This is a genomic window from Kosakonia cowanii JCM 10956 = DSM 18146, assembly GCF_001975225.1.
In the GTDB taxonomy this organism is placed as follows: domain Bacteria; phylum Pseudomonadota; class Gammaproteobacteria; order Enterobacterales; family Enterobacteriaceae; genus Kosakonia; species Kosakonia cowanii.
In genome coordinates this window covers 3,961,919-3,986,907 of the sequence record NZ_CP019445.1, presented here as the reverse complement: position 1 = coordinate 3,986,907, position 24,989 = coordinate 3,961,919, and the positions used below count along the sequence as shown (strand labels likewise).

At 55.1% G+C, this 24,989-nt stretch carries 25 protein-coding genes and 1 pseudogene; 25 read left to right on the top strand and 1 reads right to left on the bottom strand.

All coding sequences use genetic code 11. The features are described 5' to 3' along the window. Positions 1–17: 17 nt before the first annotated feature. The 22 genes and pseudogenes from BWI95_RS18870 to BWI95_RS18770 all read left to right on the top strand — a co-directional run bounded on the left by BWI95_RS18870 (position 18) and on the right by BWI95_RS18770 (position 21,526). Complete coding sequence (locus BWI95_RS18870) at positions 18–260, top strand: hypothetical protein (RefSeq protein WP_054803299.1); 243 nt, start codon at positions 18–20, stop codon at positions 258–260. 77 nt (positions 261–337) lie between these two features. Continuing rightward, a complete protein-coding gene (locus BWI95_RS18865; RefSeq protein WP_076770038.1) occupies positions 338–1,345 on the top strand; it encodes a terminase small subunit in 1,008 nt (335 codons plus the stop codon). Then, the gene (locus BWI95_RS18860) at positions 1,320–2,630 is read left to right on the top strand and encodes a terminase large subunit domain-containing protein (RefSeq protein WP_076770037.1); all 1,311 of its coding nucleotides are present in this window, start codon (positions 1,320–1,322) and stop codon (positions 2,628–2,630) included. Before BWI95_RS18865 ends, BWI95_RS18860 begins: the two co-directional genes overlap by 26 nt. Before the next feature lies 1 nt (position 2,631). Next, positions 2,632–4,038, top strand: a complete 1,407-nt coding sequence (locus BWI95_RS18855; protein WP_054803302.1) for a DUF4055 domain-containing protein — start codon at positions 2,632–2,634, stop codon at positions 4,036–4,038. Further along, positions 4,022–5,106, top strand: a pseudogene (locus BWI95_RS18850) (structural protein). Before BWI95_RS18855 ends, BWI95_RS18850 begins: the two are co-directional and overlap by 17 nt. 81 nt (positions 5,107–5,187) lie before the next feature. Next, a complete protein-coding gene (locus tag BWI95_RS18845) occupies positions 5,188–5,958 on the top strand; it encodes a hypothetical protein (protein ID WP_076770036.1) in 771 nt (256 codons plus the stop codon). Positions 5,959–5,970: 12 nt separating this feature from the next. Further along, complete coding sequence (locus BWI95_RS18840) at positions 5,971–6,924, top strand: major capsid protein (RefSeq protein ID WP_076770035.1); 954 nt, start codon at positions 5,971–5,973, stop codon at positions 6,922–6,924. Then, positions 6,849–7,205 (top strand): Ig-like domain-containing protein, encoded by a 357-nt coding sequence (locus BWI95_RS24075; protein WP_167552483.1) that lies wholly within the window; start codon positions 6,849–6,851, stop codon positions 7,203–7,205. The genes BWI95_RS18840 and BWI95_RS24075 overlap by 76 nt, the downstream gene beginning before the upstream one ends. Before the next feature lie 37 nt (positions 7,206–7,242). After that, positions 7,243–7,725 carry a DnaT-like ssDNA-binding protein gene (locus BWI95_RS18835; protein ID WP_054803305.1) on the top strand — a complete coding sequence of 161 codons (483 nt, stop codon included), beginning with the start codon at positions 7,243–7,245 and terminating at the stop codon, positions 7,723–7,725. 1 nt (position 7,726) lies between these two features. Then, positions 7,727–8,077, top strand: a complete 351-nt coding sequence (locus BWI95_RS18830) for a hypothetical protein (RefSeq protein ID WP_054803306.1) — start codon at positions 7,727–7,729, stop codon at positions 8,075–8,077. Between the two features lies 1 nt (position 8,078). Next, positions 8,079–8,687: a hypothetical protein gene (locus BWI95_RS18825; protein ID WP_054803307.1), complete on the top strand. Its 609-nt coding sequence runs from the start codon at positions 8,079–8,081 to the stop codon at positions 8,685–8,687. Beyond that, the gene (locus BWI95_RS18820; RefSeq protein ID WP_054803308.1) at positions 8,659–9,069 is read left to right on the top strand and encodes a phage tail terminator-like protein; all 411 of its coding nucleotides are present in this window, start codon (positions 8,659–8,661) and stop codon (positions 9,067–9,069) included. Before BWI95_RS18825 ends, BWI95_RS18820 begins: the two co-directional genes overlap by 29 nt. Positions 9,070–9,122: 53 nt before the next feature. Next, complete coding sequence (locus BWI95_RS18815; protein ID WP_054803309.1) at positions 9,123–9,800, top strand: phage tail protein; 678 nt, start codon at positions 9,123–9,125, stop codon at positions 9,798–9,800. A 52-nt stretch (positions 9,801–9,852) separates the two neighbouring features. Continuing rightward, on the top strand, positions 9,853–10,164 hold the full coding sequence (locus BWI95_RS18810) for a phage tail assembly chaperone (RefSeq protein WP_076770034.1): 312 nt from the start codon (positions 9,853–9,855) through the stop codon (positions 10,162–10,164). Beyond that, positions 10,161–10,475, top strand: coding sequence for a DUF1799 domain-containing protein (locus BWI95_RS18805; RefSeq protein ID WP_083699419.1), 315 nt, complete (start codon positions 10,161–10,163; stop codon positions 10,473–10,475). Before BWI95_RS18810 ends, BWI95_RS18805 begins: the two co-directional genes overlap by 4 nt. Continuing rightward, a complete protein-coding gene (locus tag BWI95_RS18800; protein WP_076770032.1) occupies positions 10,475–14,191 on the top strand; it encodes a phage tail tape measure protein in 3,717 nt (1,238 codons plus the stop codon). Before BWI95_RS18805 ends, BWI95_RS18800 begins: the two co-directional genes overlap by 1 nt. 80 nt (positions 14,192–14,271) lie before the next feature. Further along, positions 14,272–14,622 (top strand): phage tail protein, encoded by a 351-nt coding sequence (locus tag BWI95_RS18795; protein WP_054803314.1) that lies wholly within the window; start codon positions 14,272–14,274, stop codon positions 14,620–14,622. A gap of 8 nt (positions 14,623–14,630) precedes the next feature. Beyond that, positions 14,631–15,404: a phage minor tail protein L gene (locus tag BWI95_RS18790; protein WP_054803315.1), complete on the top strand. Its 774-nt coding sequence runs from the start codon at positions 14,631–14,633 to the stop codon at positions 15,402–15,404. Between the two features lie 12 nt (positions 15,405–15,416). Further along, entirely contained in the window at positions 15,417–16,148 is a 732-nt protein-coding gene (locus tag BWI95_RS18785) for a C40 family peptidase (RefSeq protein WP_076770031.1), read from the top strand. Continuing rightward, a complete protein-coding gene (locus tag BWI95_RS18780) occupies positions 16,136–16,735 on the top strand; it encodes a tail assembly protein (RefSeq protein WP_054803316.1) in 600 nt (199 codons plus the stop codon). The genes BWI95_RS18785 and BWI95_RS18780 overlap by 13 nt, the downstream gene beginning before the upstream one ends. Before the next feature lie 55 nt (positions 16,736–16,790). After that, positions 16,791–20,573 (top strand): TipJ family phage tail tip protein, encoded by a 3,783-nt coding sequence (locus tag BWI95_RS18775; protein WP_076770030.1) that lies wholly within the window; start codon positions 16,791–16,793, stop codon positions 20,571–20,573. After that, on the top strand, positions 20,573–21,526 hold the full coding sequence (locus BWI95_RS18770; protein ID WP_076770029.1) for a hypothetical protein: 954 nt from the start codon (positions 20,573–20,575) through the stop codon (positions 21,524–21,526). The genes BWI95_RS18775 and BWI95_RS18770 overlap by 1 nt, the downstream gene beginning before the upstream one ends. Before the next feature lie 5 nt (positions 21,527–21,531). On the opposite strand, the gene cor is transcribed toward BWI95_RS18770, so the two are convergent. Further along, positions 21,532–21,783 carry a phage exclusion lipoprotein Cor gene (gene cor / locus BWI95_RS18765; RefSeq protein WP_054803319.1) on the bottom strand — a complete coding sequence of 84 codons (252 nt, stop codon included), beginning with the start codon at positions 21,781–21,783 and terminating at the stop codon, positions 21,532–21,534. Positions 21,784–21,934: 151 nt separating this feature from the next. Between cor and BWI95_RS18760 the strand changes: the two genes are divergently transcribed. The 3 genes from BWI95_RS18760 to BWI95_RS18750 all read left to right on the top strand — a co-directional run bounded on the left by BWI95_RS18760 (position 21,935) and on the right by BWI95_RS18750 (position 24,090). After that, a complete protein-coding gene (locus tag BWI95_RS18760; protein ID WP_054803320.1) occupies positions 21,935–23,260 on the top strand; it encodes a phage tail fiber protein in 1,326 nt (441 codons plus the stop codon). 204 nt (positions 23,261–23,464) lie between these two features. Continuing rightward, positions 23,465–23,704: a hypothetical protein gene (locus tag BWI95_RS23815; protein WP_054803321.1), complete on the top strand. Its 240-nt coding sequence runs from the start codon at positions 23,465–23,467 to the stop codon at positions 23,702–23,704. Further along, positions 23,704–24,090 carry a HumD family translesion DNA polymerase gene (locus BWI95_RS18750; protein ID WP_054803322.1) on the top strand — a complete coding sequence of 129 codons (387 nt, stop codon included), beginning with the start codon at positions 23,704–23,706 and terminating at the stop codon, positions 24,088–24,090. Before BWI95_RS23815 ends, BWI95_RS18750 begins: the two co-directional genes overlap by 1 nt. The last annotated feature ends 899 nt before the right edge of the window (positions 24,091–24,989 follow it).

Sequence of the window (24,989 nt, the reverse complement as noted above, 5' to 3'; positions counted from 1 at the left end):
ATTTTATTGAGGTCTCCATGCCATTTAGCACGCTGATCAAAACCATAACAATTTCAAATGCTGTTTCAGGGGATTTCAAATTCGAGATTTACCAGAATGAAAAGGCTCTTTTCCATGCCGATATATCACGTAAGGATCCACTCGGTAAATGGGAGCAGTTCCGCAATAAGTTTAGATTTAGCAAAGCCTTAGACGTTGAGGAAGTTATTGGGCGTTGTAGAAAACTTGTTGATGATCAATTCCTTGATATGAAAGAGTAAGGTCGTCTCGGGACAGTAAATTTGAATTCGATCAAGCCACTGGCGTCCGCTGGTGGCTTTTTTTATTGGAGTAACTAATGGCGAAACCGGACTGGGGCGAGCTTCAGCAGTGGTTCCTGTCCGATCATGCCGCAACTGGCGTATCACCGAAGGATTGGTGTGAAGCGCAGGGACTGAACTACGCTACTGCACGTCGACACATCAAAAAACCAACTGCGCAAATTGCGCAAAAAACTGCGCAGAAAAAAGTGCGCAATGCGCAGAAAGAAATAGACGTTAATGCACTGGTGGAAAACGACGGATTGACAGCGCAGCAGCGAATCTTTGTGGCGGAATACCTGAAAGACCGCAACGCCACCCAGGCCGCCATACGTGCCGGGTACAGTGCAAAGACCGCTGAGCAAATTGGTTATCAACTCCTTCAGAAAACTTCAGTCGCCGTTGCTATTGAGAAACAGCAAAAGGCCTCCTTGATGCGAACGCTTGCCAGTGCTGATGAGGTGCTGGCGCAGATGTGGCAGCTCGCTACTTTTGACGCTAACGAGCTCTCGCAATACCGCCGTGGTGCCTGCCGCTACTGTCATGGCTTTGGCCATAACTATCAATGGCGCGATATGGTGGAGTTTGAAGAGCATCGGCTTAAAGCGATCGAGAAAAAGGGTAAAGATCCGGTAGACGTCGGCGGCTATGGCTATGACCACAACCAGGAACCTAATCCGGCATGCCCTCGCTGTAATGGTGACGGCATCGGCCAGCCGTATTTCGCTGATACCCGTAAGCTGCCGCCTGTTTCCCGTCTGGCGTATTCCGGCATCAAGCTCGGTAAGAACGGGGTTGAGATCACCGCCATTAGCCGTGAACGGATGTATGAAGCCGTGATGAAGCGGCTTGACCTGGCGGATAGCGAGTTTGCGCAACAGCTGCAGCAGATCGAAATCGAACGTCGCCAGCTGGAAGTGGAAAGACTCCGCAAAGAGCTGGCAGCAGATCCGGAAGATGAGGTACCGATACCCGTGGCTATTAACATTAACGTCGCGGATGCTCGCGTAAGGAAAGACGATGACGGGGATATCGCCGACCCTTAACGTACCGCAGGCGCGATTTCTGGCGATGTCGCATAAATTCAAAGCCTATGTGGCAGGCTTCGGCTCCGGTAAAACATGGGTGGGCTGTGGCGGCATCTGCAAGGGGATGTGGGAACATCCCAAAATCAACCAGGGCTACTTCGCTCCGACCTATCCGCAAATCCGGGACATCTTCTATCCGACAGTGGAGGAGGTGGCGTTCGACTGGGGCCTTAAGGTCCAGATCAACGAGAGCAACAAAGAAGTCCATTTCTACGCTGGAAGGCAGTACCGCGGCACCACCATCTGCCGCTCAATGGAGAAACCGGCCACGATTGTCGGCTTTAAAATCGGCAACGCGCTGGTGGATGAGCTCGACGTGATGCCCGCCCTCAAAGCGCAGCAGGCATGGCGGAAAATCATCGCCCGTATGCGCTATAAGGTCGCTGGACTGCGTAACGGCATTGACGTTACCACCACACCAGAAGGGTATAAGTTCGTTTATCAGCAGTTCGTTAAGGCAGTGCGCGATAAGCCTGAGCTGGCAACCCTGTACGGACTTGTGCAGGCTTCCACGTTTGATAATGAAGCGAACCTGCCTGATGACTATATTCCCTCGCTGCTGGCGAGCTATCCACCAGAGCTGATAAAAGCCTACTTGCGCGGGCATTTCACTAACCTGACAAGCGGCACCATTTACCACCAGTTCGATCGCAGGCTGAACAACTGCACAGATGAAGAGCAGCCGGGCGAGCCGCTGTTTATCGGCATGGACTTCAACGTCGGTAAGATGGCAGCAATCGTTCATGTGAAGCGTGAAGGGTTGCCGCGCGCGGTGCGGGAGTTGGTGAAGGTCTATGACACTCCAGCAATGATCAAACGCATTCAGGAAGAGTTCTGGCGCTATGAGGGCGGCCGCTACGTTGCCAGCCGCCAGATCTACATATATCCGGATGCCTCCGGCGACAGCCGCAAATCCAACTGCGCCAGCCTGACCGATATTGCCCAGCTTAGAGAAGCGGGGTTCAGCGTCATTGTTAACGCTTCCAACCCGCCGGTGAAAGATCGTATCAACTCGATGAACGCCATGTTCTGTAATGCGCTGGGCGAACGGCGTTATCTGGTTAATGTCCAGCGCTGCCCGGTCTATACGGAAAGTCTTGAGCAGCAGGTATGGGATAAAAACGGCGAGCCGGACAAAAAGGCAGATAACGATCACCCCAACGATGGTGGCGGGTATTTCATTGTTAAGGATTACCCCATCGTCAAACCTGCATACTCAATCACTATGGATACCACCTTCTGATATGGCTAATAACGACATCACCTGGGTTCGTCCTGAGCACCGGGCGGCCAGTGCTGCCTGGAAGAAAATCAGGGACTTTTGCAAAGGGGCAGAGGCGGTAAAAGAACCGGGCAACAACTATCTGCCTTTGCTTGACTCCACAGACAAGAGCATGCGCAACCGCAAGCGCAACGAAGACTACCTGCAGCGGGCGGTCTTCTATGCGATTACTGGTAATACCAAGATAGGCCTCCTCGGGCTGGCCTTTCGAAAGGATCCGACCTTTTCCGCGCCGGAGAAACTGAGCTATCTGCTGAAAAACGCCGACGGCGCTGGCACCAGCATTTACCAGCAGTCGCAGCTGGTGACCGAGAACGTGCTGGAGGTGGCACGTGACGGGCTTTATGTCGATTACGCTGAGGGTAGTGGGCAGGCCATTATCCTGCGCTATCTGGCCGAGAACATCATCAACTGGCGCACGAAGCGCATCAACGGACGCGATCAGTTGGTGCTGGTGGTGTTGAGGGAATGTGTGGAGCAGGAGGATGGCTACGCGTTCAAGGATGAGGTCCAGTATCGCGAGCTTGCGCTTGAAGAGGGGCGGTTCATCTGCCGGGTGTGGCGCCGCAGCGCGGATGCCGGTTCCGCTACATACGCTGTTACCAGTGAATACCAGCCGAAGCCCAAAGGCAAAGACAGCTGGGACGAAATCCCGTTTACCTTCGTCGGCGCGCAGAACAACGATCCGACTATCGACGACTCACCACTCGCCGCGCTGGTGGAGATAAACCATGGTCACTTCCGGAACAGTGCTGATTACGAAGACAGCGTGTGGTTCTGCGGCCAGGTCCAGCCCTACATGACGGGACTTGATGAAGGATGGCGCGATCATCTGGAAAAGAAGGGGGTTAAAATCGGCTCCCGCTCGCCGCTGCTGCTGCCCAGAGAGGGCAACTTTGGTTATGCCCAGGCACAACCCAACATGCTGGCGAAAGAGGCTATGGACAGTAAGCGTGACTACATGGTGCAACTGGGAGCCCGGCTCATCGAGCAGAACGCGGCGGTGAAAACCGCAACGCAGTCCAGCAGCGAGCAGACATCGTCCACTTCTGTACTGGGGATCTGCGTCTCGAACGTATCGGAGGCCTATTCACTGGCCATCGGCTGGTGCGCGAAATATCTGGGCGTCGGCGAGCAGCAGGCGGCCTACGCGATCAACCAGGAGTTCATTGCTAAGGTCGCCGAGTCCGGTATGGTTACCGCCATTGTGAGCGCCTGGCAGTCCGGTGCAATCCGCGACACTGATATGATTCGTGCGCTGCAGAAGCTTGACCTCATCAACCCAGCAGACAGCCCCGACGATATCATTGACGAACTGCACAATCCCACCCCCACCCTGATTGGCGGTAACGATGGCAACGGTAAATGAAATGTTACGTGACGAAGCAATAGCCCACACCGTCTGGATCAGCCGTTATAGCACTGGTGTGGCAAACCGCATGGTTAAGCTGCTGGACGACAGAGACGCTGAGCTTACCGCACGGCTGCTGTTGGCGATGGACAGCCTGCCCACCAGTCAGTTTACGGTCAGCCGACTGGAAAGCATGCTGGGGAGCGTACGCGAGCTTAACCAGCAGGCAATAGCGGGCATGCAGACCAGCCTGGAGGATGAGCTCCTGCAGCTGGCCGGGCATGAAGCAGGCTATCAACTGAGCCTGTTTGATTCACTGCTGCCGCAGCGGGTGAAAGAGCGGTACCCACTGCAGAGCATCACGCCTGAGCAGCTTTACGCGGCCGCCATGGCCCAGCCCTTTCAGGGACGTCTGTTGAGCGAATGGGCCGATAACCTTGAAGCCGACCGCATGGCACGCGTTGTTAATGCAATGCGTCGCGGCTACCTGCAGGGTGATACCACGGAGACCATTGCCCGGCAGGTTCGCGGGATCGCCAGCAAAGGCTATAAGGACGGGGCGCTGCAGCTCAGCCGGACCAATGCCGCCAGCATTACCAAAACGGCTGTGAATCACCTGGCAGCCACGGCGCGGACTAATTTTGCAGAAGCCAACGGCGATGTCCTGAAAGGTAAACAGTGGCTCTCCACCCTGGACAACAAAACCACGCCGACGTGCATCATCCGTGATCGCCTCCGTTACACTCTGGACAACAAACCTGTCGGTCACAAGGTTCCTTATCTGCAGGGGCCGGGGAAAATCCATTTCTGCTGCCGTTCCACGGAGACGCTGATTACCAAATCATGGCGTGAGCTTGGGATCGACAGTAACGAGCTGGATGAAGATACTCGCGCCAGCATGGACGGGCAGGTGCCAGCGGATACCACATATCTTGACTGGCTGGCCCGGCAGTCGCTGCCGCGACAGGATGAGATTCTCGGCCGGAGCGGGCCGCGCTTTACCGCGCTGGCGAGCTGAAGCTCGGGGAAATGTTCACAGACAAGGGGGAATGGATAAGCCTGGCCCGCCTTAAAGCGCTCAGTTGATCCCAAAACATTTTTTAATTACGGCTGCCTCCGGGCAGCCTTTTTTATTGGGCGAGGCCCATAACATCCCAAGGGGAAATCATGTTAATCCGAAATATGCTCCTGAAATACTACGCACCAGAAGATGATGGCCAGGGCGGCGGGGGCGGCGGTACCGAAATTACGCCAGAAATTCAGAAGCTGATTGATGATCAGGTCGCTGCCCAGGTCTCCGGCCTGAAAACCAAAAACTCCGAGCTGCTGGGCACCATCAAGCAGCAGAAAGACAATTTGTCTCGCTTTGACGGTATCGACCCAGATGCGGTGCGCGGCATCCTGCAGCGATTTTCTGACGACGAAGAGGCAAAGCTGATTGCCGCCGGGAAAATTGATGAGGTGCTGGATAAACGCACCGAGCGCCTGCGCGCTGATGTTGATAAGCAGATCAAAGCGGCCAATGAACGCGCGGATAAAGCCGAAGCGTTCTCCGGCAAATTCCGGGATCGCGTTCTCGGCGATGCCATCCGGTCGGCAGCGTCAAAAGCTGGCGCACTGGCGGAAGCATCCGATGACCTGATCCTGCGTGCCAAAGGCACATTCCAGCTCAACGACGAAGGCGAGGCCGTAGCAGTTGATGCAAATGGCGACGTTCTGTTCGGTAAGGACGGCAAAACCCCACTAAGCCCGCTTGAATGGGCTGAGTCGCTCAAGGAGACGGCCCCGCACCTGTTCCCGCGCGCTGAAGGTACCGGCGCGGGTGGACACAAGCCAGGCGGTGGTGGCAGTCAGAAACGTTCAGAGATGAGCGCCAGCGATAAGGCGGACTATATCCGCAAGCATGGCCAGCAGGCCTTCCTCAAACTTCCGAAATAAGAGACTTACTCAATGGCTACAACTGTTAATAACGATCTGGTCATCTATGACGATCTGGCGCAGACCGCTTTCCTCGAGCGCCGCCAGGACAATCTGGAAGTGTTCAACACTTCCTCCAATGGCGCGATCCTGCTGGACAATGAGCTCATTGAAGGCGACTTCCGCAAGCGCGCCTTCTACAAAGTAGGTGGCTCCATCGAATCGCGTGATGTGAACTCCACCGGCAAGGTGAATGGTAAAAAAATCGGTGCCGGTGAGGCGGTGTCTGTTAAGGCACCGTGGAAATACGGTCCGTACGAAACCACTGAGGAAGCCTTTAAACGCCGTGGCCGCACGGTTGACGAGTTCTCCGAAGTGATTGGCGTTGATGTGGCTGACGCTACACTGGAAGGCTACGTGAAATATGGCCTGAAGGCGCTGACGGCGGCAATCGGAGCAAACACCGATATGGTGGTGACCGCCGATATCGAAACCGACGGGAAGAAAACCCTGACGCGCGGCCTGCGCAAATACGGTGACAAATTCAACCGCGTAGTGCTGTTCGTTATGCACTCCGCCACCTACTTCGACATTGTGGACGAGGCGATCGCCAGCAAGATATACGAAGAAGCGGGTGTGGTGGTGTACGGCGGCCAGCCGGGTACCCTGGGTAAGCCCGTGCTGGTGACCGATACCATGGATGCCGCCGCTATTCTGGGGCTGGTGGCCGGTGCGGTGACCGTGACTGAATCCCAGGCGCCGGGCTTCCGCTCCTACGACATCAACGATCAAGAAAACCTTGCGGTCGGCTATCGCGCGGAAGGTACAGTCAACGTTGAGCTGCTGGGCTACAGCTGGGACACGGCCAAAGGCGAGAACCCGGATCTTACCGCCATCGGCACGGCCGGTAACTGGAAAAAGCATTTCACGAGCAACAAATCCACTGCAGGTGTGCTGATCAAGCTGGGGGCCGCATCGGGGGAGTAACACTGTCAGCTGATAAAACCTCCGCAACTGCTGACAGTATTGATGCGGTTACCTTTTCCCTGAAATACACCCGTAACGGCGCGGGCGTGTCCGGAGTAGCTGTCGTCTGGTCGTCTACTGGCGGCACGCTGAGCACTGAGGGATCACAGACCGGCTCTGCCGGCGGCGCTACGGTGAAACTCACCTCTGATACCGCCGGAACGTTCACCGTGACGGGTACAGCTGATGGAGTGGCGCAAACCAGTGAAGAAATCACTTTCACTGCCGCTGCCGAAGACTAACTGACGGGGCGCAAGCCCCGTTTCTTTGGGTGCAACGATGATCATTACCGATATCACTTCACCGGCCATGAACAGCTATGCAGGCGAGGTGGATTTGAAAGCCTTTGCCGATCTGCGCGATATCACGCTGCCGGAAAAGATCGCGCCATTGCTCATCCGGGCGATGGATTACCTTGAGGGGCTGGACTGGGCCGGCTGGCGAAGCGAACCACAGCAGCCGCTGGCGTGGCCGCGCGCGGGCATCGAACTGGACGGATACGAACTGCCCGCCGGAGAGGTACCGCCTCAGGTTGTTACTGCGCAATGCATGCTGGCGGTCGAGGCGATGGATGGCGATCTGCTGGGCAGTGTGCGAGAAGCAGCTGTGAAGTCCGAGCGCGTGGAGGGAGCCGTAACCACGACGTATGCCGTCGCTGACGGCGAAGTGTTCAGACCTTCTTACCCGGCGGTGATGGCTTTGCTCGGCGAGCTGGCTGGTGGTCGTGGCTATGCAGTAAACGCTTTTGCGGAGCGTGCGTAATATGCCAGTTAACTACACCCGCATGAAAGCCACCAGCACGCGCCTGCTCACTGAGAACGGCGCGGCGTACCCGGTTAAGCGCAAGGGCACAGTAACGGTCATCGGCGGCGTTGAGCATCGCGAGCCGGATAAGACCTTCACTGCGATCGGCGTGCGGACTGAGTATAGACCCGGCGAAATTGACGGTACGGTCATCATAAACGGCGACATGCGTATTGTGTTTACTGCTGATACCGAGCTGCGCACCGGTGACATGGTAGACGTGGACGGCAAATGGTACCGCATTGAGAAGCCCAACCCGGTCAATCCTGGCAAGCTGCTGTTGTGCTACCGCGCTCAGCTGAGGGCATGACATGGCAGATAACCAGTCGTTTATGGCGTCCATTAATGCGTTCGTCAGCCAGGCAAAGGAGCGACAGGAGGAAGTGGTGCGCGTGATCGGCATCAAAATCCTGGCGCGGCTGGTGCAGATGTCGCCTGTCGGCAATCCAGAGCTGTGGGCAGTGAACCAGACGGCGGCGGCCTATAACGCGGCGGTTGTAGAGCATAACAGTCTGCTGCGGCAAAACCCGGACAACCTGACTAAAGCAGGCCGGCTGCGGCCAGGCCGCAAAGTTAAGGACGGCATGGACCTGAAAGCGCCGCCGGGCTATACGGGCGGGCGTTTTCGTGGCAACTGGCAGGTCTCCTTTGATGCGCGCACTACCGACGAAACGGGGCGGGTAGATAAAGCTGGCCATCTGACGATGGCTGCCGGAAATGTCACGCTGGGCCTGTTTAAAGTCGGTGTGCGCGATATCTACTTCTGCAATAACGTCCCGTACTCATACCGTCTGGAGATGGGGCATTCCAGCCAGGCTCCCGGCGGCATGGTGCGCATCACCGCTGCCGAGTTCCAGCTGTACTTCAGCGAGGCAGTCAGCGAGGTTAAAAATGATACCGGACATCACAACGGCGCTTGAGGCCATGTTGGGTCTGTGGGCAGACGGCGAGGGCGTGCGGGTGGCGTGGGGTAACATTCAATTCGACCCGTCTGGCGACGGTCTGTATCTGATCTCCCATGATATGCCCGCGCAGCCGTACAGCATTGATATGGCCGGGGGCTGTCGCGTCTATCCCGGCGTGTATCAGGTCACCGTCGTCGCGCCAGCGGGTGGCGGCAAATCACAGGCCAGAATGCTGGCCCGCCGCGTCGCCGGGTTGTTCCCGGAGAACCAAGAGATCCCAGGCGATGGCTTTACCGCCTGGGTGACATCACCGCCCGCCATTTACCCCGGCATAGCGGACGGCGTGTTCTACTCCATCCCCGTCAGCATCAACTATCGGGCTGATATCTCAGCTTGATCATCCCTGCCGGTTCTGCCGGCTTATTTACTTTCATATTACGGAGAATCCCTATGGGCTTCGCATTACCTAATGGCGCCACGGTATTTGTCGGCTCGAAACTCGCCACGCCCGTGGCGGTGACGGGCGTCAGCAATGCCGCAGGCGCTGTCATTACCGTTGCAAACGGCCACGGCCTCTCTGTTGGCGATGTGGTGCTGGTTTCCAGTGGCTGGGCTCTGATTGATAGCCTTGTGGCGCGCGTCACGGCGCAGACGACCACCAGCGTAACGATCGGGGTGATTAACAGCACCGATACCAACTTCTTCCCGGCTGGCTCCGGCACCGGTTCATTAAGCAAAGTAGCCGAGTGGACTGAGATCCCGCAGATCACCGAAGTATCACAGTCCGGCGGTGACCAGCAGTACACGCAGATCCAATTCCTTGCCGATGACCGCCAGCGCAACCTGGCGACCTACAAGGCGGCCAAGTCGCAGACCTTTACGGTTGCGCATGACTCCACGCTACCTATCTATGCCGTGCTGTCAGCCGCTGACCGTTCCGGTGACACGCTGCCGCTGCGCATGTACGTGCCGAAGGCGAAGGAAACGCGTTACTGGTCGGGTAAGCCGTCTTTCGATCCGCAGCCAACCACTGCGCCGAATGCCGTCGAGACGGTACAGCCAGCGTTTGCCATCCAGTCCCGCGATATCACCTTTTACAAAGATGCTGCCCCGCAGGCAGCCGCTTAATCCACTCCCTTAACAGGCCCGGTAGCGGGCCTTTCTTACTGCCGAGGAACACATGGCCACTAAATTTCAGCTCCAGCCCAAACCGACTTTCAAAGCAGACGTCACCATTCCGCGCGCCGGCGAAGATGATGGCGTACTTACGTTTACCTTCCGTCATAAACCGGTCAAAGAACTTGCTGCACTCGAAGGAATCGAGGGAAAAACTGCTATCGACTTCCTGACTGAAATCACCGAGTCCTGGGCACTACCGGATGAGCTCAGTCGTGAAAATCTGGAGATGCTCCTGGATAACTACCCTGGCGCGATGAAAGCGATCGTCGGCACCTACTATCGGGAGCTGACAGGTAACCGCGAAAAAAACTGATAGCGGTTGCCTCGGCGTTTTATACGCCTGAACCTTCCACCGAAGATCTGGCTGCGTTTGGCCTCAGCGCCGAAGACTACACAGAAGAAGAGCAGACCATCGAAGTTTGGCCCGATGTTTGGACTGCGTTCGCCGTCTTCCAGTCAATGAGCACTCAATGGCGCACGGGCATGGGCGGCATCACCGGGCTGGATTACAACGTGCTGCCCTGGCTGATGAAGCTGAACGGGGTGGAGGATGAGGCAACCGCGTTAACGGATATTCGCGTAATGGAAAGCGTGGCGCTGAAGATTATGCATCAGGGGGCGTAATGTCTGATATTGCAACAATTTCGCTCCGGGTGAATACCGCCGAGCTGGAGCGCGGGAACAAGGCGCTGGACGATTTCCAGCAGACGGCCGGCAGCGCGGCAAACAAGGCCGATGATCTGAACAGCGTTTTCCGGGCGGGTGCCGACAGTCAGAAAAAAAACACTCAGAGCCTGAAAGAGCAAAAAGAAGAGTTGCAGGCTCTTCTGAATAAAATCAGCCCTGTTAACCGGGCAATGGATGAGCTGGAAACGCTGCAAAGCAAACTGGCTGGCTTTCGCGGTAAGGGACTGCTCGGTAATGAGGATTACAGCCGGTTTAGCGCAGTGCTGGATACCACCCGCGATAAATTATTTCAGGTCATGGAAGCAGAGACCGCCGAAGGGCAGGAGCGACTGAAGCTGGCTCAGGACACGCAACGTGCCGCCGCAGCGCAGGACTCGTTCCTGAAATCTCTGAGCGAGCAGGCTGCTGCCTTCCGGGCCTCAAAGTCAGATGTGCTTGAGTATCGGGCCTCCATACTGGGTTTAACGCAAGAAGCCGCCCCACTGATTCAGCAAATCAGGGAAAGAGAACTAGCTATCGCCAGTGAGGCTGTGCAGACCCGGATTGCCGCACAAGAGCTTCGTGAGAAACAGGCCGCAGAGCGCCAGGCGTTAGCTGAAGCATCCCGCCTGCAGTCACAAAATGATAACTTCATCGAGTCTCTTCGTAATCAGGCTCTGGCTATCGGTAAATCACGTGCTGAGGTGCTTGAGCTGAAAGCGGCTCAGATGGGACTGCTGCAGGAGGCCGGACCGTACATCGCTGCGCTTAAGGCGCAGGAGGCCGCAACCGCACAGGAAGCAGCAAATAAAAAAGTTTCTGCCATGCAATCCCGCATGCTCAGGGATGCGATTGCAGAGCTGGAGGCTGCAGAGCGCGCCGAGGCATCCGAGATGCAACGTGCGCAGAATATCCGCGACTCATTTGTTCGGACTCTCGAAGAGCAGGCGACATCGATCGGAAAAACACGGATCGAATTGCTCGAAATAAAGGCTGCTCAACTCGGTGTTTCCCTGCAGGCTGCTCCTTTCATCGAAAAGCTGCGTGAACAGGATGAAGCGTGGAGGAAGGGCGGGATCAGCGCCGGGCAGTACCGGCAGGCATTGAGAATGTTGCCAGCGCAGTTCACGGATATTGCCACATCTATTGCTGGTGGCATGCCATTGTGGATGGTGCTGATCCAGCAGGGCGGGCAAATCAGTGATTCTTTTGGAGGTCTGGGCGGGCTTTTTCAATTTATCAAGGAAGAGGTTCTTGGGTTTAAAGAGGCAACAGACGACTCTTCAGAATCACTTTCAGAAAATGCGAACTCACTGGCTGAGAATGCCGAACATGGCAGGGGTATGCTTTCTTTCCTGACTCCTGCCAGGCTTGCTGTTGGTGGGCTTGTGGGGGTGGCTTCACTTCTGGCAATTGCATGGTACAAAGGCGCCCAGGAAGCCAGTGAGTTCAACAAGCAGCTTATCTTAACCGGAAACTATGCTGGTAAAACGGCGGGGCAACTTAGTCAACTTTCCAGGCAAATAGCTGATGATGCTGGTGTGACAATAGGAGAATCATCGGCAACACTGGCGAAAATTGTTGGGTCGGGAAGATTTGATGGAAATAAACTTGAGGTTGTTGCCAGAGCAGCTGCGGCCATGGAAGACGCGGTTGGGCAGTCAGTAGATACTACGATTGCTAATTTCCAGAAACTCTATGATTCACCAGTAAAAGCATCTGTTGAGCTAAACAGCCAACTGCATTACTTAACTGTTGCAGAGTTTCAGTACATTGCTGCTCTTGAGCGCCGCGGTGAAAAGGAAGAGGCAGGGCAAAAAGCTGCTGATAGTTACAGCCGGGCAGAGCAGCAACGCAGTCAGCAGGTTATTGACAACCTTGGCCTTATCGATCAGGTGATTCGTGACGTATCTGATACGTGGAAAGCATATTGGGATGCTGCCTTAGGTATTGGTAGAAAAGAATCGACAGCTGAACAGCTTGAGGTTGTGAGGCAAAGAATTAAAGAAATCACCAATCAATCCCGTCCAGGTGTTTTTGGTATGGGTAATGTCGGTGATGGTGGTGCTGCAAAAAGGGAGTTGGCGGCATTGCTTCAGCAAGAGAGAGAGCTTGGGTTTGTTATTAAATCTCAGGAAGGTTTCAACCAGAAAAGGGCTGAGTTTAATAAGATAAATCAAGATGGTATTGATGCGCAGATATCATTTAATAAATATTTGGATGCTGGAACCACTCAAGCAGAAAAAAGAGCTCTGGCACAAAAGGATTTGAACAAAGCTATTGCCGATAACGCGAAAGCAGTTAAAGCGACGCAGGGCTTGCCGCATGAGCAGAGAGTCAAACCATTGACTCCTGAACAAATATCTAAGGCCCGAGCTGGCATCGAGAAGCTGTATAAAGATCCAAAGACTCCTAAAGCCAAGGGCATAACGGTGGCCGCAGGCGATCGTGCCGAAGATTCTGCGCAAGCTGAACTACTTGCTCTCCAGGCGCAACTGAAAACCCTTCAGGATCACCGCTCTGTTAATGACACGATCAGTCAGCAGCGTAAAGACCTATATGCCACTGAATCTAAATTTGCTGTCCTTGAAACGGCAGCGAGCACCCGTCAGTTATCGAAGCAGGAGAAGTCTCTGCTGGCGAGCAAAAACCAGGTGCTGCAACTTGCGCAGCAGAAAGCTCTTCTCGGTGACCAGATTACCGCTCAGGAGCAACTGAATAAGCGGATGGATACAGCGCAGAAGTACGTTACTCAGATGGTGGAGAAGCAAGCCGGGCTTGCATCTGGAGCCACAATGAGTGACAGACTTGCCGGGCGACAGGCGTCTATGTCTCAACTGCGTAGTGGCTGGCTCAATGCGGGCGGTAGTCTCAGCGATAACGGTTATAAACAGGAGTTAAAAGCCGCCAACGATTACTATGCAGCAGAAGACAAACTACGTGGCGACTGGATGTCGGGTGCCAGAAAAGGCTGGGCCGAGTACCTTGATGCGGCAACCAACGTTTATGGCTCAATGCAAAGCGTAGCGCAGTCAGCCCTGGGCGGTATATCAGATATGCTGACAAACCTGGTCACTACCGGAACGGCCAGTTTCAAAAGTTTCGCTGCCTCCATGATGAAGATGATCGCTGATGTGATTAACCGGCTGCTGGTGGCGTACACCGTGCAGGCCGCAATGGGATGGATTTCTGCGGGTACCTCATCGGCAGGTAGTGGTGCAGGCCAGTCTTTTGCTGTCCCGTCTTTCCGGCCAGCGTGGAACGGGGGATATATTCCTGAATTCGACACCGGCGGTTACACAGGCGATGGCGGCAAATATCAGCCCAAAGGGGTGGTACACGGCGGTGAGTTCGTCTTTACCAAAGAGGCCACAACTGCAATCGGTGTCAATAATCTTTATGCGATGATGCGTGGTGCTCAGGGATATTCTGAAGGTGGGGTTGTCGGCAGGCCGCCTATGCTGGGGCTCATGTCCGGTTCTGGTAATGCTGCACCGGTAATTAACACCACTGTAAATGTCGATGCCAGTGGTAACGCTTCGGCTCAATCCAGCAGCTCTGGGGACGCTATGGGGCGCGCCATGGCGGCTGAAATACAAAACGCTGCAACCCAGGTAGTTCAGAAGCACCTGAAGCCAGGGGGCATGATCTACAACTTTACGAAGGGTCGTTAGTTTTCAAAGATTATTGCAAAGTATATTGCCGAATCCCTGATGCCAGCCTCGCTTATGCGGGGCTTTTTTATGGAGCAAACATGGCTGTTGAAACCTATAAGTGGCCCGCGCAACTTGGAGCGGGCGCAATTGAATATAACCAGACAATCCGGGCCTCACAGTTCGGTGACGGTTATGAGCAGGTGGCTGAAAATGGCATCAACTCTACTGCCATTCAGGTTCCGATGATTTATGTTGGCACAGAGGTGTTGATAAACGAAATTCGCTCATTCCTGCTGGCTCATACCGTTAAGGCTTTCATCATCACGCCACCCGGCGAGGAGAAGGGGTTGTATCGGGTCGTCAAAGATTCTGTGCGTAAGAACCAGATCAGCAGCAACGCAGCAGAGCTTACTTTCACCATAAAGCGCGCCTACGGCGTCTATGCCTGAGGTCAACCATGACAGCACTTATTGATACGGCAGCCATGCTTGCACCTGGCGGAAAAGTCCGGCTGGTAGAAGTGGACGCCTCAGAATTCAGTGGTGGTATTCACCGCTTTCATTACAGTCCTTTTCCGCATACTCCACGGGAGATTGACGAGGCGCAGGGTGACGAAAGCAAGCTCGGGCCCAAGCCTGTAGTCTTCGATGGTGAGGTCTATGATTTCTGGCCTTTCCAGTTAACAGGCCTGGCTCTCTCAACTGACCAGGCGGCAGAGCCGTCACTCAGCGTCTCAAACCTTGACGGCCATATCTCCGCGCTATGCCTTCAGTTTAAGGACATGGTGAACGCGAAGGTGAGCATTATCGACACCTATACGGTGTATCTGGATGCGGTGAATTTTCCCGACCACGTTAATCCCACTGCCGATCCGACTATGTTCACGCTTCAGACCTTCTGGCTGGATACCAAAACGTCCGAAGATGACGAGGTGGTGACCTGGGCGCTAAGCAGCCCGGCAGACCTGCAGGGGCAGGTAATTCCCACCAGACAAATTACTTCCCTCTGTGAATGGGCGCTACGCGGACAATACCGGAGCGGTGACGGTTGCACCTATAACGGTACGGCTTACTTCGACGCAAAGGGAAACCCCGTAGCGGATCCGGCCCTTGATGTCTGCGGCGGTTGCCTGAGTGACTGTCGGAAACGATTCGGTGCCGGGCTTGCAGAGCCAAACGCGGCGATCCTCGATTTTGGCGGCTTCCCGGCGACGGTTCTTTTCACCCGATAAACGGACATACCAATGAACAAAACCATAATGTCGGCTATCCGGGCGCATGCGCTGGAGGAATCCCCGCGCGAGTGCTGCGGCTTCGTTATCCAGTCTGGCCGTCGCCAGCGCTATATCCCCGTATCGAACACCCACGAAAACCCGACCGAGCATTTCCGTATCGATGGCGAGTTCTGGGCGAATGCTGAGGACATCGGTACAATTATACGCGTTATACATTCCCACCCCGGCGACGGCGCACGGCCTATACCGTCAGACCTGGATCGCCAGCAGTGCAACAACTCCGGCGTGGTCTGGGGCATTTACGCGCCAGACAGCGATGAATACGCCGAGATAATGCCCGAGGCGGTGCCGCTTATCGGCCGCCCGTTTATCCTGGGTTCACACGACTGTTGGGGGCTTATCATGGACTGGCACGCCACCCAGGGCGTCACGTTAGACGATTTCCGCGTCGATTATCCGTGGTGGGAAAGTCAGTACCCGGACAACTTCTATTTCGATAACTGGGAGCAAGAAGGCTTCATCGAATGTGATCCGGCGCCCGGGTGCATGGTCATCATGCAGGTTGAATCCGATAAGTGGAACCATGCGGGCATTATCACTGAAGAGGGTGAACTGCTCCATCACCTATATGGCCAGCCCTCCTGCATTACCCCCTATGCCCGCGGCTATTTCAAGGACAGGACGATGATCTGCGTTCGCCACAGGAGCCTGCCAGAGGAGATAAAGCCATGGCGCGTTTAACCACTATTCGCCTGTACGGCGCGCTGGGCACCCGGTTCGGGCGAGTGCATAAGCTGGCGGTGCAGACATCCGCCGAAGCGGTAAAGGCCCTGTGCATCAACTTCGACGGGCTGGAAGACTACCTGATGAACGCCAAAAAGAACGGCATGACCTTCGCCGTGTTTCGTGGAAAGCGCAACATAGGCGTGCAGGATTTCCAGGAGCTGGCTGGTAACAGTGATATTCGTATTGCGCCGGTTATGGAGGGGGCGAAGAAGGCGGGTATGTTCCAGACCATCCTGGGGGCAGTGATGGTGGTCGCAGGTATTATCGTCGGCGTGGCGACCGGCTGGACCGGTGTAGGTCTCACCTTTGGTGCCGGGCTTATCATGTCAGGCGCATCAATGATGGCCGGCGGCATTTACCAGATGCTCTCTCCACAGCCTAAAGGGCTACAGGGACGCGACGACCCAGACAACAAGCCAAGCTACGCCTTCGGCGGTTCGGTTAACACTCTGGCGATGGGTAATCCGGTGGCGCCATTTTGGGGCGAGCGGGAAATTGGCGGTGCGATCATCAGCGCCGGCATAGTCGCGGAAGACATTTGATACTACCCCTCTGACCAATAAGCAACCAATCGGGTGCTTTTTTTATGGACACAATATGGAAACGATCACTGGTGCAAAGGGTGGCAGCCAGAAGCAGCACACGCCTGTAGAACAGCCAGATAGTGCCCAGTCGATGGCGCGCTGCCGCATCTTGCTGGCGCTTGGTGAAGGGGAATTCGCCGGCGACCTGGATGCAACTCGTATTTTTCTGGACGGGACGCCGCTGGGCAATGCCGACGGGACGATGAATTTTGAAAACGTCACATGGGATTTCCGACCGGGCACCCAGACACAGACCCCGATCCTTGGCTTTGCCGCGGTCGAGAATGAAACCAGTATTGGCGTATCGCTGACGAAAGTTGCCCCCTGGACCCGCGCGCTGAGTAATACCCAGATTGATGCGGTGCTCGTGCGCATTGGCATTCCCGGCCTGCAGCAACAGCAGAATAATGGCGATATCGTTGGTACGACTGTCAAATATCACATCGACCTGGCCGTAGACGGCGGCGCGTTCTCGACGGTTATGACCAGGACCGTCACCGAGAAGCTCAGCTCGCTTTATGAGCTTACCCACCGCATCAACCTTCCTAAAGCAACTACCGGCTGGCAGATTCGCGTGGTACGCGATACGGACGACAGCACCAGCCAGATGCTGCAGAACAAAACGCAGGTGCAGGCCATTACAGAGGTTATCGACGCTCGTCTTCGTTATCCGCACACAGCACTGTTGTATGTGTCGTTCAATGCAAAATCATTCAGCGATATACCGAAAATCTCCTGTAAACCGAAGGGGCGCATCATCCGAATCCCCTCAAACTACGATCCGATAGCCCGTACTTACAGCGGCACCTGGGATGGCACGTTCAAGTGGGGATGGTCGAACAACCCGGCATGGATCTGGTTCGACGTTCTGACCGAACCACGTTTCGGCCTTGGCCGCCGCATCACGGCGGAAATGCTGGATAAGTGGGAGCTATACCGTATAGCTCAACGTTGCGATCAGAAGGTGCCCGACGGAAAGGGCGGCAGCGGCACCGAGCCGCGCTTTATGTTTGACGTTTATATACAGTCTCAGGCCGACGCATGGCAGGTGATCAAGGATATCGCCGCCGGGTTCAACGGGATGACGTTCTGGGGCAACAACATGTTCAACGTTGTCTCTGACATGCCGGCGGATACGTCGAAACTGCAGATCCTCAACCGCGCAGCAGTGATCGGCAAGCCGGTCTACTCAAGCGGCAGTGAAAAGACCCGTTTTTCCAGCGCGCTGATTAATTTCAGCGATCCTGACAATCACTATCAGGATCGAACTACGGCTGTGATGTTCCCGGACCTGGTGAAACAGTTCAAGTTTAAGCAGACGCAAATCACAGCGATCGGCTGTACGCGAGAGAGTGAGGCTCAGCGTCGTGGTGGTTGGGCGGTATATTCCAACTCTCTTGACCGCATTATCACCCTACAAACTGGGCTTGATGGCTATGTCTTTGTGCCGGGCACGGTGTTTGCCTTTGCCGATGAACGCCTTTCTGGTCGCGTGTACGGTGGTCGAGTTGCCGAGTACAACGGCGGGCTGAAGGCTGTGACAACTGATCGGGGCACCAGCGCGGTTGTTGGCGACACGCTGATGATTCGCACGCAGGGTGGAACCGTCGAAAGTCGGGTTATCCAGGCTGTAAATGGTACCCAGCTTGTGGTGTCCACGCCCTTCAAGGCGGACCCTTTGCCGAATGCAGTGTTTGTTATAGACGCCGGGCAGTTGAGATTACAGTACTTTAGAGTAACTAATCTGACGTTCAATGATGAGGAAAATACGTACTCCATTACTGGGGCGGAATATAACTCCTCTAAATATGACGCGGTTGATAATAATGCCCGACTGGATACGCCGCCAATCAGCCTGATTCCGACCGGGCTTGTTAATCAGCCGACTAATATCCAGGTCTCAAGCTTTGAATCCGTAAGACAGGGGCAGCGAATTACTACACTGATCGCATCCTGGGATGCGCCACTGGATAAAAATAGCAAGCCTCAGGCTGATGTTATCTCATACCAGGTGCAGTGGAAGCGTGGAGATAATGAATGGATTAATGTGCCAGAAACAGGACTGCGCAATATAGAAGTGCCCGGCATTTTTGAAGGCGACTACCTAGTACGCGTGCGTGCCATCAACTCAGGAGGGGCATCAAGTCTGTGGGCCTCTTCAATGCTGACACACCTGAAGGGGCGCGTGGGCGATGTTCCAAAGCCGGTAGGTCTGTCTGCGTCAGAGGATGTCGTATTCGGAATCAATATCACCTGGGGTTTTCCGACAGATACTGCTGATACTCTGAGCACGGAACTGCAGTACAGCCTCGCTGCAGACGGCTCAAACCCGATGCTGCTGGCGGCTGTGCCTTACCCGCAGAAACTCTACCAGCAGATGGGGCTCAAGGCTGGGCAGGAGTTTTGGTACCGGGCCAGGCTTGTTGACCGTACCGGCAATCAGTCAGCCTACACCGACTGGATCCGCGGCCAGTCCAGCTCCGATGTGACGGACATTACCGAGGCGGTGCTCGCGCAGATCAAGGACACTGAACTGTTCAAGGACCTCATCGAGAACGCCGTGGACAGCAGTGCCAAAGTTGCGGAACTGGCAGAGGCAGTGAGGCAGAATGCCGATGGTCTGGCCGCAGCTGCCGGGTCGAATAAGCAGATGGCGGAAGCCATTATTGGCAATGCACTGGCGATCGCGGATGTCGTCGTGCGCCAGTCAGCCCTGCAGGGCGCTAACTCGGCGCGGTTCGAGCAACTGCGCGAAGTTATCGCCACGGAAACAGAGGCGCGCGTTACGGATGTGATCCGCCTGGAGGCAAAGACAGATCAGAACACGGCCGGTATCACCGAAGTGCGCCAGGCGCTGGCAAATGAAACCGAGGCACGGGCTACAGCTGTTGATCAGCTTACGGCGCAAACGGAGCAGAATGCGGCGCGCGTTACCGGGCTGACGCAGGTCGTGACGGATCTGGACTCCTCGACAGCCTCGCGCTTTGAGGAAATTTCGGCAGAGATCGCGGGCATAGATGGCAGTGATATCAGAGGGGGAATACAGAGCAACTCCATCGCGCTGATTACCACCACGCTGGCGCAGGTTAATGATCGCACACGGCTCAGCGTGCAGTACGGCGACAATAAGGCCGGGATTGAGCGTGTTGATAACGTGATGGCTGATGCCAGCCAGGCTGTCGCGGAGTCGCTCAGGTCGTTGGATGCCAGTTCCGGCGCCGGCACGGCAAACACCACCGACTTTGCGAAAACCATGGCTGACTTCTCGCAGGTTTCGGCGACAAAAATCAATACGCTTTCAGTGACAGTCAACGGGCAAAGTGCGGCGATAACGCAGGCATCGCAGGCAGTCGCAGATATCAGCGGCAACCTCAATGCGATGTACAGCATCAAGGTGGGGGTGGATGCGAACGGGCTCCGGTACGCCGCAGGCATGGGTATCGGCGTGCAGAACACCCCGGCGGGCATGCAGTCGCAGGTCATTTTTCTGGCCGACCGTTTCGCTGTGATGTCGCAGGCAGGCGGAACGGTGAGCCTGCCGTTCGTTATCCAGAACGGGCAGACATTCATCAACGAGGCCTTCATCAATTACGCGTCGATCACCCTCGCTCGCGTGGGCTCCTGGTATTCAGCAAATTACGTGGCCGGGCAGACCGGGACCATCATGAAGGCGGACGGGACGTTTGAGGTCAACGGTGCGGTATCAGGCCAGGGACGCATGCAGATAACGAATAACCGCATCATCTCTTACGATGCGCAAAACCGGCCGGCAGCCGTTATGGGGCAACGCTTATAATGCAGATGTTTATTGCAGGGACCAGCTTTGACGCCATCAACTCTATGGCGGCAAGCTACGTACTGGATGTCATCACCATTACCGGCACAGGGAGCAAGACCTACTCCCTTTCCGGGGTGTCGCTGACATATGCCATTGTGAATGATTTTATGGGAGGGCAGTTAACGGGCGCGACCTACAGCGTCAGTGTCAGCGGATTAACCGTTTCGTGGAACGTCAATAATGCCGTCACCCTTATTGTGTACGGCAGCCCGGTAGCGGGCACGCAGAGTGACTACTTCGGTTTCCAGCTGTTCCAGTACATAAACGGGGTGAGGACGGTCAAGCTGGCCCCGAATTATGTGCCGCTGTGCCTGCGCCAGATTATAGATGTGCCGGCCGGCGCGAGGACCGTGCAGACGCAGGTTCCGGCGGGTAACCCCGTAATGTGTTTCCACCGTCACACCGGCGAGGCGATGGATTTGTGCTGGTGGAAGCCCGTCACGGCCAGCGGGTATCACGCACTGCAGTTTCCCACTGCGGGCAGTAACCAGACCGGGTGCCGGGTGTATGTTTTTTCGAATATTCTCGCGAATATCCCGGATTATGGCTTCTTTCTCTACCGGGACGGACAGATGGTCTGGCACAGCAACTGCCTCCCGCTGCAGGTCATTCCACTGACTAACGGGGATATCACCAGCGCCACGCCGCTGGCGGTGTCATCGAGTGTCACGTCACATATTTTCGTGCCTCAGGACCCGGCATATCCGACGGGATACAGCAATTTCATGTGTGCTTCAGCGGGAAAAGACGGGGTTGCGTATAAAGTGCAGGTCGGGAAAGTATTCCAGAGCACCTATATCAGCAACCCCGATGAGGGAAGGAGGATGAGAGGGTGGGCATGCGGCGGTGTCGGGTATATTGACACCCGGTTCTATGACCAGTACTACAAAAATGCGCTGGGCATCACCTGATACTGTCACTCAGTCACCGGCAGCCTGTCGCAGGCCGAGGTGTCTGTAAAAGCACTGCGCTCAACCCACTGATAACCGAAGCTGCCGCCGGAGAGATATTCGGTGGTGCTGACCGGTTTTCTTATGCCGAATACCGGAACCGACACCCGGTTTTTCATCACCACAGCCTCGTTATAGCACAGCGGGGGCGTGTTGCTGGCGCAGCCTGATGCCATTAACGAAACCAGCACAACCGCCGCAGCGTTAATCATTTTCATCTTTATTCCCTGAACCGTATGGATGTGAATCCATTCTATTGGCCGCCTGGTCAGGCGCTAAATAGATTAAACAGATCAATATTTCCTGATTGATCGACTTTATCGATCGTTTATACGCGCGGCGTATTCTGGCGCCATGCCCGGAGAAAACATGATTTACACAACTGGCTCTATCGCAGTCAGCGGCAACACGCTGACTGGCACCGGCACGAATTTCACCGCAGCAGGCTCCCTCATTCGTAACGGCTGCACGGTACTGGCCATGACCAGCCCCCTGCAGGCCTTTCAGATCACGTCAGTAGACAGCGCGACCGGCCTGACAGTGTCGCCTGCGGCATCGCCGGCGGTCCCTGCGGGGACAAAATTTGCCATTCTGCTGAGTGACAGCCTTAGCGTGGATGGCCTGGCACAGGATATTGCCGAAACGTTCAGTATGTACCAGCGGTACATGGGCGGCTTTGCTGACGTAATGAACGGCAGCGGAGATGTGACCATCACTATTAACGGCCAGCCTGTCACCGTTCCCGGCCAGAAGTCGCTGGCGAAGAAGGGCCCTAACACCGACATCACCAGCCTGGGCGGACTGACAACTGCCCTGAGCATCCAGCAGGGCGGAACCGGGGCTAAGGATGCATCACAGGGATGGCTGAATCTGCTGAACGGCAGAACACCGGCGACCGCGCGGGGCGATTTACAACTGGGAACCGCAGCTGTCCGTGATACCTACAGCACAACCGGCGCCATTCTTTCCGTTGGCGATTTTGGTATTGGTGGAACGTCCGGCGGCGCTATCGTAACGAACGCCAACCTCATTAATGCAAACGGCATCTGGGGAGCCGGCGGCAGTGGCGGCCTAAACTATTTTGATAACTATTCCCCAATTCTGATGATGTTCCGGACCCCAACCACAAGCGGACAACTGCAGGCGACTATCGACGGCAAACTCGCGGTCCGGGGATATAACGGCAGTACGATGAGCGCATGGAATCAGTGCTACACAACGGGGAATACGACCAGGGCCGCAGACGGCACGATCAAGGCTGCATCGCCGATTGTGCGCATTGTGAAAAGCAAAGAAGACTGTACGCGGCCTGATATTGACGAGTCAGATTTCGAGTGGTGCGGCGCGGGAGTGGCTAATGCCGAAGCTGAGGGCGTTACTCTGACCCGTCAGGATACGGGTGTATACCTTCTGAAGGGATCTGCCGGTCTGGCTAAGTCGGGGTGGCAAATGTCGCCTCCTCGTGATCCACAGGGGTCTGGCGATATGGGCATCGTGGAAGCAGAGCAGGGGGAGGATAAAACGCTCATCATTCGACTCTATAAGCGCCGTTATGTCCTTTCCGATGACGGTGACATCGAACTGCAAAAAGGCGTAGCCATCGACGTACCGCCGACAAGCTGGATCGATGTCCGCCTGGATATGCCGGAAAACAGCATCTGGAATCAGCGCGCCGAGAGCGCAAAGGAAGAATAAAAAAGCCCCGGCGACGGGGCAGTTACATTCCGTGCCTGTCTGGTGCAGGCTACGGGGCTGTTTTAATTTTAGACGAAAGACGATTTAACTTAAGAAAAATTCCTGGCGGTTCAAGCCGTTGACAAATCTTCTTGCCGCTTCGCCTTGATAAGCTCTGAAATTCAAAATACTGTATATTAAAACAGTATTTGGAGGGTGCATATCATGCCAAGAAGAGACGATATCGAGACAGCATTCAGGCAGTCCATAGTGATGGAACCGGGCGGTAGACGCACCGTTACCACGGAGAATTTCGTGAAAACTCTGCTGACATTCCACTGGGATTGGTCGCCAAGGCAGTCTAACCAGTGGATCGAGAACTACGTCAGTACGTTCAAAGATATCTCTCAGCAAGAGGGAGAACTCCGCACGTTCATGATGTACAACCCGAACGGAGGTCTGTGATGGGATTCCCTTCGCCAGCAGCTGACTACATGGATGAAAAGATATCGCTCGACCACGAGCTGATCCGTGTACCTTCCGCAACGTACTTCCTGCGCGCCGGCACAGAGTCCAGGCGTGAGGCGATAAAGAAAGGTGCTTTGTTGATTCTGGATATGTCGGCCACACCGGTCGATGGATCCATTGTGATGTGTCACCTGGATGAGCAGATGCGCATGCTGCGGCTGCGGCTTCATCCTCGCCCGAGGCTGGAAGAACTGGACAGACCGGAGATCACCTACCTAATGACGAGTGATGGCTTTGAAGGCCGGCTGGTTTTCAAAGGGGTGATCACCTACATCATCAATGACGCTAGAACAGGGGAGTTTGACGACTGCCCGGTAATGTAATTTGTCAGGGGTTTTACCTTCATTTTACCTTGGTTTTACCTTAGACAAATTTCAGGCATAAAAAAACCAGCCGTAAGAGGCTGGTTTAATTGGGGAATTTCGGTCGGCACGAGAGGATTTGAATCTCCGACCCCTGACACTCCATGACAGAGGCTCCTATCTTAAGAGCCGCTTAGTGCCAGAAGCGACATTACTAAATCCGCACTGCATTAATTTTTGTGCGTAGGCCAACAACAACTTCGTAGGGATTCGTGAATTCGAGCTACAGCGTCTAAACACAGCGGGTGATAATGCCAAAAAGTAAAACGGGCAGATAGCAACAACCGAAAGGCTGCCTCTGTAGCGGAGAAACATGCACGACTTGCAGTGGTTAAAACTGCTGAAACAGTTGAATCGGTAATGGAAATCAAAGGTAGCAGCATAACCACCATCATCTTGCCCTTTGTCATGTGAAAACGTTAAAACTCTGTAGACTCCATTCACCGCCGCCTTGCCTACACCAGAAAGGCAGCGGCCATTGATGGATCAGAAAACATGAATCGCCCGGGTGGCTCCTGCGAATCACGATTCTGGCTTCAAGCTGATACTAATCAGAGGCCACTTATTGTGGCCTTCTCTCAACATTAGGGATGCCAATGAAAAATGTTCTGGTGTTCTTCAATCGGCAGCCGGTGGTGGTTGTCAGGGTCGTAGATGGCACTACCACAATACTCCGTGAATACCCGAATGGTGAGGAAGCTCACCTTAAGATTAGGTATGCGGGAGTTCATTCGCTGACTGGCGATCATACTGAGTTTTGTGTGGCCTCTGACAGAGAGGTTACATCACGTGAAATCGTCGAAGCTGCAAACAAACTTTTGAAATAGCTTGAGCTTGCTAATTTCTCAAATAAAAAAGCC